Source organism: Alcaligenes sp. Lyrl_28 (assembly GCF_051948705.1).
Lineage (GTDB): Bacteria > Pseudomonadota > Gammaproteobacteria > Burkholderiales > Burkholderiaceae_B > Alcaligenes > Alcaligenes ammonioxydans.
The window spans coordinates 316,778-335,124 of the sequence record NZ_JAYJLG010000002.1; the positions used below are offsets into that span (position 1 = coordinate 316,778).

Genomic DNA, 18,347 nt, shown 5'->3' on the forward strand with positions numbered 1-18,347 from the left:
TGATTCATGTTTTCCGATGCACGTCTGACCAACCTGATCGCCAATACGCTGGCTCTGCTAGCAGTATCGGCATTGGTGATCGGTGTTGTGATTTGGGCTGTGCGTCGTCCGTACTTCAATATCGAGCGCATTCAGATCGAGTCCGCGCAAGGCGAGCCGCTGGCCTACGTCACGGCAGAAGGGGTGAAAGCCACTATCGCCGGTCGCCTGCAAGGCAACTTCTTCACCGTCGATCTGGACCAATCCCGCGCCTTGATTGAAACGGCCCCCTGGGTACGACGCGCGCAGATCCGGCGCGTCTGGCCCAACAGCCTATCAGTACGGATTGAAGAGCAGCAGCCGCTGGCCTATTGGAACGAAGACGAAATGATCAACACCTGGGGTGAATCGTTTTCTGCCAACAAGGCGGTGGTGCCCGATGAAATGGATTTGCCCCAGTTAAGCGGCCCTCCGAACTCGGAGCGTCTGGTGGTGCAACGGTATGCCGAGCTGGCTCGCTGGTTCGGACCTCTGGACGTGCAGGTCAGTGAAGTGACCCTGAGCCCGCGCTATGCCTGGGATGTGGTGTTGTCCAACGGAATGCAGCTGAGCCTGGGCCGCGACCCGGCAGCGGATATTGCAGACCCCCACGGTCGTAAAGGGGCTTTGCCCTTTGCGGTTCGTGTTGAACGATTTGTGCAGGCATGGCCTGCCTTGATGCAGCGGCTTGGCGACCGTGCTTTGCAAAGTGCCGACTTACGTTACCCGAATGGCTTTGCGATAACGCTGGCTCCGGTTTCATCTACCCCTGTGAAGTAAAGAACATATGACTCGTGACATCAAAGACCTGATCGTTGCATTGGATATCGGCACCAGCAAAGTGGTTGCGGTGGTAGCCGAAGTGCTGCCGGAAGGCCGGTTTGAAGTGCTTGGTCTGGGCCAGCATGAATCCCAGGGCATGCGCAAAGGGGTAGTCGTCAATATCGAGACGACGGTCAATTCCATTCAGCGTGCGCTGGAAGAGGCCGAGCTGATGGCTGACTGCAAGATCCGCGAAGTCTATACCGGAATTGCGGGCAGCCACATCACCAGCTTCAACTCCAGTGGCATGGTGGCGGTAAAGGATAAGGAAGTGACCGCCACGGATGTGGCGCGTGTGATCGAAACGGCCAAGGCCGTAAATATCCCTACCGATCAGCAGGTGCTGCATGTGCTGACGCAGGAATTCATCGTGGACTCGCAAGAGGACATCCGCGAGCCTATCGGCATGAGCGGGCTGCGTCTGGAAGTGCGGGTACACATTGTGACTGGTGCCGTCAGTGCCGCCCAGAACATTGTCAAGTGCGTGCGCCGTTGCGGCCTGGAAGTGCAGGATCTGATCTTGCAGCCTTTGGCCTCCAGCCTGTCCTGCCTGACGGCCGATGAGAAAGAGCTGGGCGTAGTGCTGGTGGATATTGGCGGCGGTACGACCGATATTGCCATTTACACCGGCGGTGCCATCCGTCACACCGATGTGATCCCGATTGCCGGCGACCAGATCACCAGCGATATCGCTGCCATGCTGCGCACGCCGACGCCAGATGCGGAAGAAATCAAGTTGCGCTTTGGGGTTGCCAAGCAATCGCTGGCTCATCCCGAGGAAATGATCGAAGTGCCCGGTTTGGGCGATCGTCCCAACCGTCAGGTCAAGCGCCAGGCTTTAGGTGCCGTGATTGAGCCACGCGTCGAGGAGTTGTTCACGTTTGTGCAACAAAGCCTGCGCGAGTCGGGCTACGAAGATCTGCTGTCGTCGGGCGTGGTGCTGACTGGTGGCACGGCCATGTTGCCGGGCATTGTGGAACTGGCCGAGGACGTATTCCTGAAACCGGTGCGTATTGCGGTGCCCAGCTACGAAGGCAGCCTGGCGGATGTGATGCGCAACCCGCGCTTTTCGACGGTGATGGGCCTGTTGACGGAAGCCCGCCTGCAAAGTGCGCGTGGTCGCAAGGTGGCACAGCAAAAAGGCAGTGTCAAAGGTCTGGTGGCCCGCATGAAAGAATGGTTTATGAATTAAGGGCGTTGCAAGACGCTCAGGTCGGGCCGCCTGAAAGGGCGGTCCGGGAGGCAGTTCAAACCGGGTGCGAACCCCCTGGTTGGCAGATGTTTTGAGCTGATTCCAAATTTTGGTTGTATCGGGGAAGTACGTAGAAACTTGACTAATTAGTGTTTGAGTGGGAGTCAATCATGATGAACTTTGAAATGTTAGATACCAGCAGCAGCGGCACGGTCATCAAGGTCGTGGGCGTGGGCGGCGCAGGCGGCAACGCAGTGACGCATATGATCAAGTCGGGCGTGCAGGGCGTGGATTTCATTTGCGCCAATACCGACTCGCAAGCGCTGGCCAGCAGCGATGCTCCTATCCAGATCCGTCTGGGACGCAGTGGCCTGGGTGCTGGCGCCAAGCCCGATCAGGGCCGTGCGGCTGCTGAAACCGCTCGTGAAGAAATCCGTGCCGCCCTGAACGGTGCCAACATGGTGTTTATTACGGCCGGTATGGGTGGTGGTACCGGTACCGGTGCCAGCCCCGTTGTGGCTGAAGTGGCCAAGGAGCTGGGCATTTTGACCGTGGGCGTGGTCACCAAGCCTTTCTCTTTTGAAGGCAACCGCCGTCTGCGCATGGCCGAAGAAGGAATCGAGGAGCTGAGCAAGCACGTTCATTCCCTGATCGTGGTACTGAATGAAAACCTGTACGACTTGATGGACGAGGATGCGACTCAGGCCGATTGCTTCAAGGCGGCGGACGACGTGCTGCACAATGCCTGCGCCGGTATTGCCGAGATCATCAATGTTGAAGGGAATGTGAACGTTGACTTTGAAGACGTGAAAACCATCATGGGTGAGCAAGGTCAAGCCATGATGGGTACGGCGGTGGCCTCCGGCTCGAACCGTGCCCGCGAAGCGGCTGAACGTGCAATTGCCTGCCCATTGCTGGAAGGGGTGGACCTGCACGGTGCTCGCGGCATGCTGGTGAACATCACTTCCTCGTCCTCGCTGAAGATGCGCGAAACCCGCGAAATCATGGACACCATCCGTGGTTACGCCGCAGAAGATGCAACCGTCATCTTCGGTACGGCTTACGATGAGTCCATGGGTGACAGCCTGCGCGTGACGGTCGTGGCTACGGGTCTGGGTCGCAAGCAAGCACGTCCACAGTTGGTACAAAACAACGAGGAAGTGTTACGTACTGGTACGGACAATATGCCCGTGATTGGTGCTGATTACGCCAATGCGGATGTGCCTGCGGTTATCCGCAATCCACGCAGCCAGGCCTCGGCTCAGGTGCGTGCTCTGGAGACGGCCGGTATGGATCATTTCGATATTCCGGCGTTCTTGCGCAAGCAGGCTGATTAAAAATCAAGTTCGGCGATTACCCGAGTCGTCAATTTGATTTCTCCCACGACTCCCCCTGAGCGTTCGCGTTCAGGGGGCGTAAGTGTTTCGTAGTGTCGCTATGTTTGACGCTTGACAATTGCGTATGTTTTTAGAAAGCGTATAGTGGATAACCCGTATTACGGTTACAATAGTCTTTGCGAACAACACTTTACAAATACAAGAATAGCCATGCTCCGTCAGCGCACCATCAAAAATGTCATCAGTACCAAAGGGGTCGGCCTGCACTCCGGTCGTCGTGTCGAGCTGACATTACGCCCCGCCGCGCCTGACACCGGTATTGTGTTTCACCGTATTGATCTGCCGGAGATTGTGGATCTGCCTGCACAGGCCGACAAGGTCGGTGGCACGCGCATGGCCTCGGTGCTCATCAAGGACAATGTTCGTGTCTCAACGGTTGAGCACCTGATGTCTGCCATTGCGGGTTTGGGGATTGATAATCTGCATGTGGACCTGACTGCTGAAGAAGTGCCCATCATGGATGGCAGCGCAGGCACGTTCGTGTATTTGTTGCGCTCGGCCGGCTTGCAAGAGCAGGAAGCGCCCAAGAAATTTTTGCGTGTCCTCAAGCCCGTTGAAGTCTCTGAAGGCGAGGGAAAGGACATTAAATGGGCCCGTCTGGAGCCCTATGAAGGCTTTGCCCTTCAGTTTTCGATTGATTTTCATCACCCGGCAATTGATGCAACGGCCAATTTTGCCGAGGTGGATTTTGCGCATGACTCGTATGTGAAGACGATCTCACGTGCGCGCACCTTTGGCTTTGCCAGCGAGGTCGAGGCGTTGCGTGCGGCCGGTCTGGCCCGTGGTGGCAGTCTGGACAATGCCATCGTCATGGACGAATACCGCGTCCTGAACAGCGACGGGCTGCGTTACGAGGATGAGTTCGTCAAGCACAAGATTCTGGATGCGATTGGCGACTTGTACCTGATTGGCCACCCCTTGATTGCCCGTTATGTAGCGTGCAAATCCGGCCACGGCCTGAACAACCAGTTGGCGCGTGCCCTGCTCGCCGCCCAGGACAGTTGGGAATTGGTCACGTTCGAGTCTGCGGCTAGCGCGCCTCATGCGTTTTCCAGCGAGTGGAAATTCGCTTGATACGGGTGTAAGGGCGCTATCTGCGCGCCCGGTTTAACTGCGATGATGACGCAACAGGCGTTCGATGGCTTGGGCCAGAGGACCTTGCGGTAATGAGTCATGCAGCTTTTCAAATGATTCCAGGGCCCGCTCGTCCAGGACTTGTACCTGGCGTGCGGGCTTTTCTGTCACAGCTGCAAACAAATGGGCTTGCACGTGAACCAGCGTCTCGCTAATGTTCCAGCCAGCGGCATTCATCTGTCGGGTGACGGTGGGCAAAAGCTGACGCAGCTTGGCCGCATGCGCTGCGCTGGGAACTGCCAGCGTCAATTGCTGTCTGTCTATACGTGCAACTTTACAGGCCTTGCCCAAAGCAGGGGGCAGGGCTTTGCTTACATGGGTCTGGGCTGCCATCAGCTGCCGGGCCATTTCCAGTACCTGGGAACCTTGCTGGTCCTTGGCCAGCCAACCCAAAGCGTGGCTTTGCCCGCTACTGCGTTTTGGCGCGGATGAGGAAAAAGGGGGCTTCCAGGTCATGTTCGAGGTTATACAAGAGTGGATCAACATAAAGACTATACGTCCTTAGATGTTAAAGCCAAAGGGGTGCGCCGCACGGTGATCGCCGTGGTGGCCTTGGTATCGCTGGGCGTTTCTGCTGCGGCGGGCGCTCTGGTGCAGTCGCACTGGAGTGAGCGCAACGGCGTTTCGCTGGATACGGAGATGGCCCAGAGCCAGGCCGCCGCGATGCAGGACAACGTCACCCGCCTGGCTGAAAAAGTGGGCGGTTTGCAGGCCAAGCTGATCGAAATGGACGGTGTCAGCAAGCGCGTTGCCAAGGCGGCGGGCATCGAGTACACCGATCCGGAGCTGGCCGGTTCCATGCCGGTTCAGGATCTGGCCGTGATGGACAGCATGGATGGCGCCGACCTGGTGTGGAACGCCGATCGTCTGGGCGAGCAACTGGACAATCTGGCCAAACAGATGTCCGAGCAGCAAGACTGGTTTCAGATGCTAGACAGCGTGCTGACCGAGCGCACCGGCAACGAGGCCCGCCTGCCCAATTATCGCCCGGTGGATTACGATGAGGTCGCGTCTTCCTTTGGCTGGCGGCGTCACCCGATTTCGGGTCGCCATGCTTTGCACGAAGGCCTGGATTTTCCTGCTCCCAAGGGTACGCCCATCTATGCCGCCTCCGGCGGCGTGGTGTCCGAGGCGCGTTACATGACAGGGTATGGCAAGCTGGTGGAAATCAACCATGGCAATGGGATGAGCACGCGATATGCCCATGCTTCCTCGATCGTTGTTAAATTAGGCGACGTAGTGGAAAAAGGGCAGTTGATTGCCCGAGTCGGCTCCACCGGGCAGTCCACAGGTTCGCACCTGCATTTTGAAGTGCGCATGGCCGGACACGCCCTGGACCCCAAGCTTTTTCTGCCGGCGCGTGAGTACGTAGAGCAGCAGATCGCGCAATTGGATTCGGACAAGTAGTTCCGTCTTGCAGCATGTGCGTTAAACTGATCGTTTGCTTGCGCATCCCTTTTAACCAGAGATAGGCTCGAGGCACAGATTCAAGCCCTTGCGGCCTCGCCTACATTGACGACACAAGAATGGTTTCATTGCTGAAAAAGCTTATTGGCAGTCGTAACGACCGACTGCTCAAACAGTACCGTAAGCAGGTCGCCCAGATTAATGCTCTTGAGCCTGCCATGCAGGGACTCAGTGACGAGGCCTTGGCAGCCAAGACGCAGGAGCTGCGCCAGCGTGTTCAGGATGGCGCCTCGCTTAACTCGCTCCTGCCCGAGGCCTTTGCCGTGGTGCGCGAAGCGGGTGTCCGTGTGTTTGGCATGCGTCACTTTGACGTGCAGATGCTCGGCGCCATTGCCTTGCACAATGGCAAGATTGCAGAAATGCGTACGGGCGAAGGCAAGACGCTGACCGCTACCTTGGCCGTGTATTTGAATGCGCTCTCGGGTAAGGGCGTGCATGTGGTGACGGTGAACGATTACCTGGCTCGACGGGATGCCGCCTGGATGGGCCGTCTGTACAACTTCCTGGGTATGAGCGTGGGTGTGGTGGTTCCTCAGCAAGACAACGCTGAGAAGATTGCCGCCTATCAGGCTGACATCACCTACGGTACCAATAACGAATTCGGTTTTGACTACCTGCGCGACAATATGGAATACCGCGCCGAGGATCGCCGCCAGCGCGGCCTGTCCTACGCGATTGTCGACGAAGTTGACTCCATCCTGATCGATGAAGCCCGTACACCGCTGATCATCTCCGGCCAGGCCGAAGACAATACCGAGCTGTACGTGCGCATGAACGTGGTTCCGCCCATGCTGACCCGCATGACGCAAGAGCCTCGTCCACACGAGCCCGAGCCTGAAGGCGACTTCTGGGTCGACGAGAAAGGTCAGCAGGTTCATATTTCCGAAGCCGGTCACGAACGTGCCGAGCAGATTCTGACGGAAATCGGTCTGTTGCCCGAAGGCGAGTCGTTGTACGAGCCACGCCATATTTCCCTGATGCACCACCTGATGGTCGCCTTGCGCGCCCACAACCTGTTCTTCCGCGATCAGCAATACGTGGTTCAGGATGGTGAAGTGGTGATTGTGGATGAATTTACCGGTCGTTTGATGGCGGGTCGCCGCTGGTCCGATGGCTTGCATCAGGCGGTGGAAGCAAAAGAAGGCGTACGCATTCAGAACGAGAATCAGACGCTGGCCTCGATTACTTTCCAGAACTACTTCCGCATGTACGACAAGCTGGCCGGCATGACCGGTACGGCCGATACGGAAGCCTACGAGTTCCAGGAAATCTACAGCCTTGAAACCGTCATCATCCCGCCTAACCGTCCTTTGGCGCGTAAAGATCAGAACGATCAGGTTTTCAAAACCGATGACGAGAAGTTCAATGCCATTCTGAAAGATATTCAGGACTGTCACGAACGCGGTCAGCCTGTACTGGTGGGAACCACCAGCATCGAGAACTCCGAGCTGATTTCCACGCGCCTGAACGCTGCCGGCGTCAAGCACGAGGTTCTGAACGCCAAGCAACATGCTCGCGAGGCCGATATCGTGGCTGAGGCTGGCAAGCCGGGTCACGTCACGATCGCCACCAATATGGCCGGTCGTGGTACCGACATTGTGCTGGGTGGCAGCATCGAGCGTGCCATTTCCGCCGTGCGTGAAGATCAGTCGCTGAGTGCCGAGCAGAAAGAGGCTCGCATTCAGGCTATCCGTGCCGAATGGGAGCCGCTGAACCAGCAGGTTAAACAGGCTGGCGGTTTGCGCATTATTGGCACCGAGCGCCACGAGTCCCGACGTATCGACAATCAGTTGCGTGGTCGTGCCGGTCGTCAGGGCGACCCAGGTTCGTCGCGTTTTTACCTGTCGCTGGAAGATTCCTTGATGCGTATCTTCGCTGGCGATCGCGTCCGCGCCATCATGGAGCGCCTGCGTCTGCCAGAAGGCGAGCCTATCGAAGCCCGCATGGTGACGCGCTCCATCGAGTCGGCCCAGCGCAAGGTCGAGGCGCGTAACTTCGATATTCGTAAACAGCTGCTGCAGTACGATGACGTGGCCAACGATCAGCGCAAGGTGATCTACGCCCAGCGTAATGAGGTGCTGGAGTCGGGCGATATTACGGAAACGATCAGCAGTTTGCGTGAAGCGGCCGTCAGCCGCCTGTTCCGTGAGTACGTGCCGCAAGACACGATGGAAGAGCAATGGGATATTCCGGGCCTGACCACCGCCTTGCAAAGCACTTTCCAGATTGATCTGCCTCTGGCCGAAATGCTGGAGAAAGAATCCAACCTGACAGACGACGATTTGCACGATCGTGTTATCGAGGAATCCCAACGTCTGTTGCAGGCCAAGATCGATCAGGTCGGTCAGCCCAACTGGGGTAATTTCGAGCGTGCAGTACTGTTGCAATCGATCGATACACAGTGGCGCGGGCACCTGCAGGCACTGGATCATCTGCGTCAGGGCATTCATCTGCGTGGCTATGCCCAAAAAGATCCTAAACAGGAATACAAGCGCGAAGCCTTCGAGCTGTTTTCCGATATGTTGGACCGGGTGCGTGACGAAGTGGTCAAGGTGCTGATGACGGTACGTATCCAGACGCCGGAGCAGGTTGAGGAAGCCGCTGCTGAAGTTCCCGCCAACTCCAATGTCCGTTTCCATCATTCTGACTACGATGCTGCCCTGAGCGGTGAAGATCCCGGTCTGGATGAAGTGGCCAAAGGCGAAGTGCCACGTGTGGGCCGTAACGATCCTTGCCCATGCGGCAGTGGCAAGAAATACAAGCAGTGTCATGGCCGATTGAACTGATCCCGGTTCAGATCGTCCTGCACGCTGGCAGCAACCCCATGAATCTTCGGTTCATGGGGTTTTTTTTTCGGGTAAAGGCAGCGATCCGGGCGGCGACGTTGCGTTTGAATGTCTCTTGGCCCTCAGGGAAGTTTTACCGTTAAGCTACAGCCTGCAGCCGACTAAAGACGGCTGTCACTTCTCGTTTTCTCCGTGTGTTTTCTATGACAACAACTCCCTTATTGCATCGTGTCGCCCTGGTCGGGGCGGGTGAGGTGGCGCATTTTTATGGCGCAGCCCTGACGTCGGCTGGCGTACAGGTTCCGTTTATCTTGGTGCGCCGCGAAAGTGCAGTTGCCCGTGAGCTGGCCGAGCAATTGGGTGCGCAGCTGTGCCGGCAGGCAGATGCGCGCTGGCGGGATTTGGACGGGGTGTTGTCAGCCGTTACAGGGACGCAGGCTGGCGCCGTTGCCCGCGCGGTCATGCCCTGCTTGACGACCGGTGCCTTGTATATGGATTTGTGTACTGCTGAACCTCAGGACATGGAAGGCATGGCTGTCCTGGCGCAGCAGTACGGTGTTGAGTTGGCTGATCTGGCGATTATGGGCTCAGTGCCCGCTACAGGCGCTCAGACGGCGTTGCTGGCCGCCGGGCAGGGGGCTGGCAGGGCTGCGGCTTTCTGGCGGGCTCAGGGCGCTCCTGTGCGTGTTTTGCCAGGACAGGCCGGAGATGCGATGCGCCTTAAGTTACTGCGTAGTCTCATGACCAAGGGCTTGGAAGCTTTGGGGATTGAAAATCTGATGCTGGCCGAACGCATGGGTTTGCGAGCCGAGCTGTACGAAGTGCTGGAGGATTTGAACCAGCGTGGCTTGCAGGACTTTATGGAGTCTTGCTTGCGCAGCCACCTGGTGCATGGTGTGCGCCGTCGTGATGAGGTTCTGCAAGTACGTCGTCAATTGGAACTGGCTGGCATTGCGCCACGGGTGACCAATGGCGTATTGGATTTCTTTGAGCACACAGCGCAGACAGCGTCTTTGCAAAGAGATCAGGTCGTAGGGACGGAGGAGAGTCTGGAGGCGTTTCTGGAAGAGGCTCGTTGCTCGTCTCCCCGGTCGTCGTTGCTTGGAAAACCTGTTTAGCGCTCCTGTCGGATGTGTCGTCTCTGGGTTTGAGACACTTTGTGGGATTGGTCATCAAGGCTTGCACCGGAAGGGTAGAGAGCTTGTATCTAAGGAAATGAAGTAAACATACTGGAAGCTGACACGCCGACGCCCCGATAATCGGGCATACCAGTGTTTGGATGTTCAGATTTCCCTGGACCAAACGATTAAAAGACGTGATTGATTTCCTTTGATGCCGATATAAAGAAACCGGCCAGAAGCCGGTTTCTTTAATCGTGCCTGCTGGCGATTTATAGCAAGAATACCGTTGCCAATCCCAGGAACAGCAGGAAACCCAGCGAGTCCGTTGCGAAGGTTAGCAGTACCGAGGAACCCACGGCGGGATCATTGCCGAAGCGATCACGCAGAATCGGGATCATCACGCCCAGTGCTGCGCCGATCAGCATATTGCCGATCATGGCGGCCATCATCACCGCGGCAATCGCAATCGAGCCGGAGATAAACCAGGCAAAAAAGGCCGTTACCGCACTGCCACAGACGCCGACCAGAAAGGTCACCAGCAACTCACGCTTGATCAGCGGCAGGACGTTGGAACCGGTGACACGGCCCGTCGCAATGGCACGAATAATCATCGTCATGGTCTGGTTGCCGGAGTTGCCGCCAATCCCGGCCACAATCGACATCAGGAAAGCCAGGATCACGATGTGGCTGACGGTGTCCTCAAAGCGCGACGCAATGAAAGAGGCAGTGGCCGCCGTACAGAGATTGATCAGCAGCCAGGGGGCCCGGTTGCGGATGGCGGTACGGATGGGCGAGAAGATGTCATCCTCTTGCAGACCTGCACGCGACAAGGCTTGCTCTTCGGAGTCTTCTTGCAGCACGTCCACCACTTCGTCAATGGTGACTCGGCCTATCAGTCGGCCCATATCGTCGACGACCGGGGCCGAGACCAGGTCATAGCGCTCGAAAGCCCCGGCCGCATCCGAGTCCGAGTCCAGGGGATTGAGAGTCAGATAATCGGTGGACATGACCGAGGACACCAGCGTTTCGGGTTCACTGACCAGCATGCGGGTCAGGGACAGGGTGCCCTGCAATTTATCGGCACGGTCCACCACAAAAATCTGGTCAGTGTGGTCTGGCAGTTCCTGTAGACGGCGCAGGTAGCGCAGGACCACCTCCAGGGTGACATCCTCACGCACACGCACCATGTCAAAGTCCATGATGGCGCCCACCGTGTCCTCGGGGTAGCCCATGGCTTCAATCAGTTGCGCACGCTCTTCATCCGTCAGGCCGCGTTGCACGGCAGCCACCACATCGGGCGGCAGGTCGGGCACCAGATCAGCAATCTCGTCGGCATCCATATTGCCGGCGGCAGCGATCAGGTCTGCGGTATCCATGGAGCGAATCAGCGATTCGCGTGCCCAATCCGCCACTTCCAGCAGCACGTCCGCATCGTGTTCGGCGTCCACCAACTGCCAGATGGCCTGTCGTTCCAGCTCGGGCAAGGACTCCAGGATAAAGGCGATGTCGGCCGGGTGCAGATCATTGAGGATGGCCTTGATCTCGCTTTCATGCTGGCGATGGATCAGACCCTCAAGCAGGTTGGAGCGGTCGTCGTCCTCGAACTGACGCTGGGCCAGTGATTCGACGACCTCCTGGCGCTTCAGGATGTTCTTTAGGCGATACAGCGCCTGTTGCGCATCCTCGGGCTCCAGGCGGCGCGGTTTGGGGGTGTCGCTGGGCGAAGTGGGGGGTACCAGGTTTTCCTGCATAGGCCTGCCTGTCACGAATACTTAGAGAGGGGGCAGCGGACGGCTGCGGCGCTCGTCATCGGTGGCCACGTAGGTCAGTGTGGCTTCCGTTACTTTGACCGTTTCCAGTTGCAGGCGTTTGCGCTCCGCGTACACTTCCACCGAAACCGTAATGGAAGTGCGGCCGGTTTTGATGATTTCCGTGTAAAAGCTGAGCAAATCACCCACAAACACGGGTTGCTTGAAGGTAAACGCATTCACCGAGATGGTGGCAACCCGGCCTTGAGCGCGTCGTGTTGCAGGAATCGCGCCGGCAATGTCCACTTGGGACATGATCCAGCCACCGAATACGTCACCGTGAATATTGGCGTCCGTAGGCATGGGCATGACGCGCAAGGTGGGGGCTCCGTCCGGAAGCGAAGAAAGGTTGCTTGATGTAGTCACAAAGACTCCCGTAGTGGAAGAAAGGGTGGGGCACTGATGCCCGTCGCGCGGGGTGGCTGCCCTCAGCAATAGAGCCTGCCATTGTAACGGCAAGCTTTAGGCCCGCTATGAAACATTTGTTAAAGCGTCAACGGTGTTGGGCCAGCCAGTCCAGAGCCAGTTTGACCCAGTAACTGGCGCCGACCGGAATCAGGGCATCGTTAAAGTCGTAGCTGCCGTTGTGCAGCATGCACGGGCCGATGCCGTGACCCGGGCTGCGGTGTTCGCCCTCGCCATTGCCCAGCCAGACATAGCAGCCTGGGACTTCCTGCAGCATGAAGGAGAAGTCTTCGGCCCCCATGGAGGGACGAATGTCCTGGCGCAGCTTGTCGGGGCCGACCAGTTCCCGGATGACTTGCGCGCAAAAGGCCGCTTGTTCGGGATCATTGATGGTGGGTGGGTAGCGGCGGTCAAAGTCAAACTCGGCCTTGCAACCCTGAGCGGCGCAGAGTTGTTCACACAGTTCGCGCATGCGGGTCTCGACCAGATCCAGCGCTTCGTTGGAAAAGGTGCGTACGGTGCCGCGCATGACAGCGTCGTTGGGGATGACGTTGTCGGCAGAGCCAGCATGAATCTGGGTAATGCTCAGCACCACGGGCTCGAGTGGGTCCACATTGCGGCTGACGATGGTTTGCAGGCTTTGCGCCAGTTGCACGGCCGCCATGATGGGGTCCACGCCCAGGTGGGGCATCCCACCGTGGGCCCCTTTGCCTTCAATACGAATTTCAAAGGTATTGCTCGAGGCCATCATGCCGCCTGGCAAAACCCCGAAGCTGCCTGCTGGCATGCCGGGCCAGTTATGCAGGCCAAAGACGGCCTGCATGGGGAACAGCTTGAACAAGCCGTCCTTGATCATTTCCCGTGCGCCGCCAAAGCCTTCCTCTGCCGGCTGGAAAATAAGGTAGATGGTGCCCGCGAAATCGCGGTGCTCAGCCAGATAACGAGCTGCGCCCAGCAGCATGGCGGTATGCCCATCGTGCCCACAGGCGTGCATCTTGCCATCGTGGCGGCTTTTGTGTTCAAACTCGTTCAGTTCCTGCATGGGCAAGGCGTCCATATCGGCACGCAGTCCCACGGACGGGCCCTGGCCGCCTGTGCCTTCCAGAATTCCCACTACGCCTGTGACGCCCAGGCCCCGATGCACCGGAATGCCCCATTTCTCCAGCCAGGATGCGACCTGATCGGCCGTCCGGGTTTCCTCGAAAGCCAGCTCGGGATGGGCGTGCAGATCACGCCGTATGGCTGCAATTTCATGGGACCAGGTGGAAATGGGTTCAAACAGCTTCATGATGCGGGCTTGTCCTTGGGCTTGAACAATAAAGTAGAGTAGAGTTAACCATAAATAAACACGTATTAGGTGACAAGCCCTTGGATACTCAGCAAAAACCTTGGCTCGAGCATTATCCGGCCTCCGTGCCCCACGACATTCAGCTGGGGGCCGGGCAGACCCTGATCGATTGTCTGGATGCTGCGATTAAAAAGCATAAGGACAGGACGGCGCTGACCTTTATGGGGCACGATATTTCCTACGACGAACTGGACCGCCGGGCCGATGCCTTTGCCGCCTGGTTGCAGGCACAAGGTCTGGAGCGCGGCAGCCGCATCATGTTGATGCTGCCCAATGGTTTGCCTTTTCTGATTTGTTTGCTGGGAACCCTGCGGGCAGGCATGGTGGGCGTGAACACCAACCCCCAATACACCGAACGCGAGCTGGAGTTCCAACTGGCCGACAGTCAGGCTCAGGTCATCGTGATCCTGGAAACCTTTGCGCATGTGCTCGAACAGGTTCCGGCCAAACTCAGACCGGCCCATGTTGTGCTCAGTACCGTGGGCGATCTGATGGGGTTCAAAGGTAGTGTGGTGAATTTTGCCGTGCGCTATCTGAAACGCATGGTACCCCCTTATTCCTTGCCGGGGGCGCAGCGCCTGCAGGCCGTGCTTGAGCAGGGCGGGCAAGCGAGCCTGTACCGGCAAGCAGCCAAGCCTGACGATCTGGCGCTGTTGCAATACACGGGGGGCACCACCGGGCGCCCCAAAGGCGCCATGCTCAGTCAACGCAATCTGATGGCTAACGTTTTACAGGTCGAGGCGGTCGGCTTTCCCGCGTTGGGCGATTTTAAAGGTCCTGCTTACACCATGATGGTGGCCCTGCCGCTCTATCATATTTTTGCGCTGACGGTATGCGGGCTGTTTGCCGTGTATGCGGGTATGCACATGGTGCTGGTGATGAATCCGCGTGATCTCAATTCCGTGTTCAAAGCCTGGAAGCGCAATCCACCTGAAGTTGTTCCCGCAGTGAACACCCTGTTTAACGCCCTGGCCAATCATGAGAAGTTTCGCAGCCTTCCTTTTGATCAGCTCAAGCTGTGCCTGGCCGGAGGGGCTGCGCTGCAAAAGACGGTGGCCGAGCGCTGGCTGGCGGTGACAGGCTGCCCTTTGATCGAAGGTTATGGTTTGTCGGAAACCTCGCCGGTGGTGGCGGTGAACTCCACGGATTCGCGTGACTTCAGCGGAACCATCGGTTTCCCGGTGCCTTCTACCGATGTATTGCTGCTCGATGAACAGGGCCAGCCTGTGGCGATGGGCGAGCAGGGGGAGGTGGCCGTCAAAGGGCCGCAAGTGATGTCCGCCTACTGGAATCAGCCCGAAGAAACAGCGAATGTCTTTACGCCCAATGGATTTCTGAAAACCGGAGATATTGGCGTGATGGACCAGCAAGGGCGCATTCGCCTGGTGGACCGCAAGAAAGACATGATTCTGGTGTCAGGTTTCAATGTCTACCCCAATGAGATTGAGGAAGTGGTCGCCGCTCATCCGGATGTGCTGGAAGTGGCCGCTGTGGGGGTGCCCAGTGAGCACAGTGGCGAGAGCATCAAGCTTTTCGTGGTAAAGCGCAATCCGTCCCTGACAGAAGCGGATATCAAACAGTGGTGCAAAGAACGGCTGACGGCCTACAAGCGTCCCCGGATTATCGAGTTCCGGAACGAATTGCCCAAGAGCAATGTGGGCAAGATCTTGCGACGGGTTCTGAGAGATGAAGAGATCAAGCCCAACACGCAAGCCTGACAGGGCAGGTTCGTGATGGGTGTCCGCCGTGCAGCGTGGGGACAGCCTACCCCTAGAGGAAAAACAGCGGTCCATTTCAAATGGGGCCGCTGTTTTTTAATGTGATCCGTCCCGCTCACGAGGGGGCACGGTGCCTGCGCAGCTTAAGGGGCAGGTTTGACGGGACGCTGCGTCAGCGAAGGGCTCACCACGGCCAGCAACTCATCGGCTATATGGGCGTTACCCGCGTAGACATGACCACTGACGGGCCAGGGCTCTTCCTGATACAAATCCTGGCATACGCCCTTGGCTTCGCGTACCAGCAGTGTGCCAGCGGCAACATCCCAGGGCGCCAGGCCCATCTCCCAGTAGCCGTCGTACCGGCCGCAGGCAACCCAGGCTAGATCCAGGGCGGCTGCCCCCATGCGGCGTACCCCACGGCTGCCCGTGATGGCGGCGTTCAGGCCGGGCATGTATTGGTCGGAAAAAGAGAAGTCGCGAAAGGGGAAGCCGGTGGCCAGGACCGAGTCGGCCAGCTTTTGCGAGGATGACGTCTGAATGCGGCTGCCGTTCAGCCAGGCACCCACCCCGTACATGGCAGTAAACAGTTCTTCGCGGTTGGGGTCGTAGACCACGGCAATGACCGGAGTGTCCTGCGCCAGAATGCCGTTATCCATGGGCGTGCCGGCAGGTGCAATCAGGGCGACCGATACGGCATAGTGGGGAATACCATGCAGAAAGTTGGTCGTGCCGTCGAGCGGGTCGATATACCAGGTGGGGCGTCCCGTATTCACCCCGCCGCTTTCCTCGGCCACGATATCAATGTCCGGGGTGCGCTCCATCAGTACACTGATGCAGGCCTGTTCCGCTTCGTGATCCGCTTGCGACACCAGGTCGTTGTGCATTTTGCTGCTGATCACCAAAGCGCTACGGTCCGACGCATAGGCTTGTAAAATGGCGGCGGCGGCATGGGCTGCGGTAACGGCAGCGTCCAGGCAGGCGCTGAGCGGTAAACGTGACAATGGCATGGCAATCCGGTTCTAAAAAAGAAAAGTCAGAAGCAAAGACTTTTTATTGTACGTGTTTGTTGGTGTCAGTTTGATTAAGGCCAGTTTAAGGGGTTCGAGCGTGTATGAGTGTTGTGAAGGGCGGGGAATTTAATGGCGGCCTCTGCGTTTGAGCCCTTGGTGCCCGCCGTCCTTGCGTTCAACGAGCAGGGCGTACCCGTCAGCGCGGTCTATCAGGACACGTATCATCCGGCCGATGGCCCGCTGGGGCAGGCGCGGCGGGTGTTTCTGCAAGGTAATGGCCTGCCTGAACGGTGGCGGGGGCGAGCCCAGTTTACGATTTGTGAAACCGGCTTTGGACTGGGGGCCAGCTTTCTGGCCACCTGGCAGGCGTGGCGGCAGGACCCGCAGCGAAGCCACAGACTGCACTTTGTATCGGTAGAGGCGCATCCTTTTCACCGCTCTGATTTGGCTCTTTTATACGAGCGCTTGCCCCAGGAGCTGCAGGCGCTGGCTCAGGAGCTCTTGGCTGCCTGGCCCATTTTGGTGCCGGGGATACACCGTCTGGAGCTGGATCAGGGACAAGTCACCCTGACCTTGGCGTTCGGGCAGGCGCACACCATGATGCGTGAGCTGCAGTGCCATGCGGATGCGTTTTATCTGGATGGCTTCGCGCCTCGCGGCAATCCGTCCATGTGGTCACGTGCGGTTCTCGGACAACTGGTCCGTCTGGCGGCGCCGGGAGCCACGGCGGCCTCCTGGTGCTGTGCCGGGCAGGTACGCCGGGACTTGGCCTCAGTTGGTTTCGAGGTGGAGAAGGTGCCGGGAGCGGGTGGGAAATGGTGCACGATACGCGCCCGTCTGCGTTCACATCTGGGGCGCCGCCGTCCCGTGCCAAGTGCGCAGGGGCGAGTGCTTGTGGTGGGGGCCGGTTTGGCGGGGGCCGCCTGCGCCTGGGAAATGGCCCGCAAAGGGGTGCCCGTTCTGGTGTGTGACCCCGTGTTGAGCAAGGGGCTGGATGCCAGTCACCATGGCCACCGTCTGGCCGCGATCTCGCCGGTCTTTGCGCTGGATGACGCGCCGTTGGCCCGGTTGAGCCGCAATGCCGTGCTGCGTGTCTGGCAGGGCTGGAAAACACTGCCGCAGGCTGCCCGGCCCCGTCGGGTCGGCACGCTGGTATTTGGGCAGGCGGGCAACGGCGATGCCGAGATTCAGCAAGCCTTGGCCCGTTTGGCTTTGGACCCGGACTGGGTGCATTGGCAGGATCGTGAGCAGGCTTCCGCACTGGCTGGCGTGCCCTTGCAGCGTGGCGGCCTGTATTTTCCGCAGGGTATGGTGCTTGACCCCGGGGCACTGGTCGCTCATTTGCTCGATCACCCCTTGATTGAGTGCTTGCCAGAGCGGGTCTTTTTGCGTGCCGGACACGAACCCGGTGTCTGGCAAGTATGCAATCAGCACGGGGACTGCCTGGAAAGCAGCAATCGGGTGGTGGTGGCGGCAGCGGCGCAAAGCCTGAGCGTGTTGCCAGCCGAACTGTTGACCGAGTGCCTCATGCCCAGGCTCATGGCCATGCAGCGTCTGGCCGGACAGGTCAGCTATCTGCCTCCTGGGCAGTCCTTGACCCGTGGGGAGGTGACTTTAAGCGGCCAGGGCTATATCCTGCCGGTTGATTCCTACGGCCAGGTTATCGGCAGCACGTACGAGCGTTCTGGTGACGCTGCTCAGATCAGTCGCCTGGGGCATGCGCAAAATATAGAAAAAGTGTCTGCCATGTTGGCCAATCCCGCGGTTGGGGGGGATTTGCCCGAGCAGGGTTGGGCTGGCTGGCGCTGTGCATTAAGTGATCATTTGCCTGTGATGGGTTTTGTGCCGGGGCAGCCCGGTTTGTTTATGGCTGCGGCTTACGGCTCGCGTGGTTTGAGCTGGAGCCTGCTGGCAGCCAGTTTGTTTGCCGCCTATTGTCTGGAGGAACCCGTTCCTTTGGAGCGGCGTTTGGAGCAAGCCCTCCTACCTCGCTAAGGTCAGTCTTTCGATTTATTTCGACGAATTTTGAAGCAACATTTTCCTTTGTAGCGCAAATACGTCAAAATAGTGACCTTGTTAAGTAATCTTGAGCGTGACCCTGCGATCAGCATCGTGCCGTTC

At 58.3% G+C, this 18,347-nt stretch carries 14 protein-coding genes; 9 read left to right on the forward strand and 5 right to left on the reverse strand.

What is annotated here, in order from left to right:
• Nucleotides 1–6: 6 nt before the first annotated feature.
• The 4 genes from VF694_RS06085 (at nucleotide 7) to lpxC (ending at nucleotide 4,503) form a co-directional block, all read left to right on the forward strand.
• A complete protein-coding gene (locus VF694_RS06085) occupies nucleotides 7–798 on the forward strand; it encodes a cell division protein FtsQ/DivIB (RefSeq protein WP_440163923.1) in 792 nt (263 codons plus the stop codon).
• Nucleotides 799–805: 7 nt separating this feature from the next.
• Nucleotides 806–2,032 (forward strand): cell division protein FtsA, encoded by a 1,227-nt coding sequence (gene ftsA / locus VF694_RS06090; RefSeq protein WP_003803541.1) that lies wholly within the window; start codon nucleotides 806–808, stop codon nucleotides 2,030–2,032.
• 170 nt (nucleotides 2,033–2,202) lie between these two features.
• On the forward strand, nucleotides 2,203–3,369 hold the full coding sequence (gene ftsZ / locus VF694_RS06095; protein WP_039943740.1) for a cell division protein FtsZ: 1,167 nt from the start codon (nucleotides 2,203–2,205) through the stop codon (nucleotides 3,367–3,369).
• 210 nt (nucleotides 3,370–3,579) lie between these two features.
• Nucleotides 3,580–4,503, forward strand: a complete 924-nt coding sequence (gene lpxC, locus VF694_RS06100) for a UDP-3-O-acyl-N-acetylglucosamine deacetylase (RefSeq protein ID WP_003803538.1) — start codon at nucleotides 3,580–3,582, stop codon at nucleotides 4,501–4,503.
• 33 nt (nucleotides 4,504–4,536) lie between these two features.
• Here the strand turns inward: lpxC and VF694_RS06105 are convergent, their stop codons facing one another.
• Nucleotides 4,537–5,019, reverse strand: a complete 483-nt coding sequence (locus VF694_RS06105) for a DciA family protein (protein WP_003803536.1) — start codon at nucleotides 5,017–5,019, stop codon at nucleotides 4,537–4,539.
• Nucleotides 5,020–5,037: 18 nt separating this feature from the next.
• Here VF694_RS06105 and VF694_RS06110 point away from each other — a divergent pair, with 18 nt between their 5' ends.
• The 3 genes from VF694_RS06110 (at nucleotide 5,038) to VF694_RS06120 (ending at nucleotide 9,934) form a co-directional block, all read left to right on the forward strand.
• Entirely contained in the window at nucleotides 5,038–5,970 is a 933-nt protein-coding gene (locus VF694_RS06110) for a M23 family metallopeptidase (protein WP_003803534.1), read from the forward strand.
• Nucleotides 5,971–6,089: 119 nt separating this feature from the next.
• Complete coding sequence (gene secA, locus VF694_RS06115) at nucleotides 6,090–8,816, forward strand: preprotein translocase subunit SecA (protein ID WP_003803532.1); 2,727 nt, start codon at nucleotides 6,090–6,092, stop codon at nucleotides 8,814–8,816.
• 203 nt (nucleotides 8,817–9,019) lie between these two features.
• Nucleotides 9,020–9,934 carry a DUF1932 domain-containing protein gene (locus VF694_RS06120; RefSeq protein ID WP_440163926.1) on the forward strand — a complete coding sequence of 305 codons (915 nt, stop codon included), beginning with the start codon at nucleotides 9,020–9,022 and terminating at the stop codon, nucleotides 9,932–9,934.
• Between the two features lie 272 nt (nucleotides 9,935–10,206).
• Here VF694_RS06120 and mgtE read toward each other — a convergent pair whose 3' ends face one another.
• The 3 genes from mgtE to VF694_RS06135 form a co-directional block, all read right to left on the reverse strand.
• A complete protein-coding gene (mgtE, locus tag VF694_RS06125; protein WP_003803528.1) occupies nucleotides 10,207–11,688 on the reverse strand; it encodes a magnesium transporter in 1,482 nt (493 codons plus the stop codon).
• A gap of 21 nt (nucleotides 11,689–11,709) precedes the next feature.
• Nucleotides 11,710–12,054 carry an acyl-CoA thioesterase gene (locus VF694_RS06130; protein ID WP_003803527.1) on the reverse strand — a complete coding sequence of 115 codons (345 nt, stop codon included), beginning with the start codon at nucleotides 12,052–12,054 and terminating at the stop codon, nucleotides 11,710–11,712.
• 184 nt (nucleotides 12,055–12,238) lie between these two features.
• Nucleotides 12,239–13,438 carry a M20 aminoacylase family protein gene (locus VF694_RS06135; protein WP_440163928.1) on the reverse strand — a complete coding sequence of 400 codons (1,200 nt, stop codon included), beginning with the start codon at nucleotides 13,436–13,438 and terminating at the stop codon, nucleotides 12,239–12,241.
• 80 nt (nucleotides 13,439–13,518) lie between these two features.
• Between VF694_RS06135 and VF694_RS06140 the strand changes: the two genes are divergently transcribed.
• A complete protein-coding gene (locus VF694_RS06140; RefSeq protein WP_131071326.1) occupies nucleotides 13,519–15,216 on the forward strand; it encodes an AMP-binding protein in 1,698 nt (565 codons plus the stop codon).
• Nucleotides 15,217–15,359: 143 nt separating this feature from the next.
• Here VF694_RS06140 and VF694_RS06145 read toward each other — a convergent pair whose 3' ends face one another.
• Nucleotides 15,360–16,223 carry an inositol monophosphatase family protein gene (locus VF694_RS06145; protein WP_003803521.1) on the reverse strand — a complete coding sequence of 288 codons (864 nt, stop codon included), beginning with the start codon at nucleotides 16,221–16,223 and terminating at the stop codon, nucleotides 15,360–15,362.
• Between the two features lie 132 nt (nucleotides 16,224–16,355).
• Here VF694_RS06145 and mnmD point away from each other — a divergent pair, with 132 nt between their 5' ends.
• Nucleotides 16,356–18,221 (forward strand): tRNA (5-methylaminomethyl-2-thiouridine)(34)-methyltransferase MnmD, encoded by a 1,866-nt coding sequence (gene mnmD / locus VF694_RS06150; protein WP_003803520.1) that lies wholly within the window; start codon nucleotides 16,356–16,358, stop codon nucleotides 18,219–18,221.
• Nucleotides 18,222–18,347: the final 126 nt, after the last annotated feature.

What these genes read in the sequence shown, in the direction of transcription:
- ftsA (WP_003803541.1), top strand. Translation starts at nt 806, where the DNA reads ATGACTCGTGACATCAAAGACCTGATCGTTGCATTGGATATCGGCACC.
- mgtE (WP_003803528.1), bottom strand. Translation starts at nt 11,688, where the DNA reads ATGCAGGAAAACCTGGTACCCCCCACTTCGCCCAGCGACACCCCCAAA.
- VF694_RS06145 (WP_003803521.1), bottom strand. Translation starts at nt 16,223, where the DNA reads ATGCCATTGTCACGTTTACCGCTCAGCGCCTGCCTGGACGCTGCCGTT.
- VF694_RS06120 (WP_440163926.1), top strand. Translation starts at nt 9,020, where the DNA reads ATGACAACAACTCCCTTATTGCATCGTGTCGCCCTGGTCGGGGCGGGT.
- ftsZ (WP_039943740.1), top strand. Translation starts at nt 2,203, where the DNA reads ATGATGAACTTTGAAATGTTAGATACCAGCAGCAGCGGCACGGTCATC.
- mnmD (WP_003803520.1), top strand. Translation starts at nt 16,356, where the DNA reads ATGGCGGCCTCTGCGTTTGAGCCCTTGGTGCCCGCCGTCCTTGCGTTC.
- VF694_RS06135 (WP_440163928.1), bottom strand. Translation starts at nt 13,438, where the DNA reads ATGAAGCTGTTTGAACCCATTTCCACCTGGTCCCATGAAATTGCAGCC.
- VF694_RS06105 (WP_003803536.1), bottom strand. Translation starts at nt 5,019, where the DNA reads ATGACCTGGAAGCCCCCTTTTTCCTCATCCGCGCCAAAACGCAGTAGC.
- VF694_RS06130 (WP_003803527.1), bottom strand. Translation starts at nt 12,054, where the DNA reads ATGCCCATGCCTACGGACGCCAATATTCACGGTGACGTATTCGGTGGC.
- lpxC (WP_003803538.1), top strand. Translation starts at nt 3,580, where the DNA reads ATGCTCCGTCAGCGCACCATCAAAAATGTCATCAGTACCAAAGGGGTC.
- secA (WP_003803532.1), top strand. Translation starts at nt 6,090, where the DNA reads ATGGTTTCATTGCTGAAAAAGCTTATTGGCAGTCGTAACGACCGACTG.
- VF694_RS06085 (WP_440163923.1), top strand. Translation starts at nt 7, where the DNA reads ATGTTTTCCGATGCACGTCTGACCAACCTGATCGCCAATACGCTGGCT.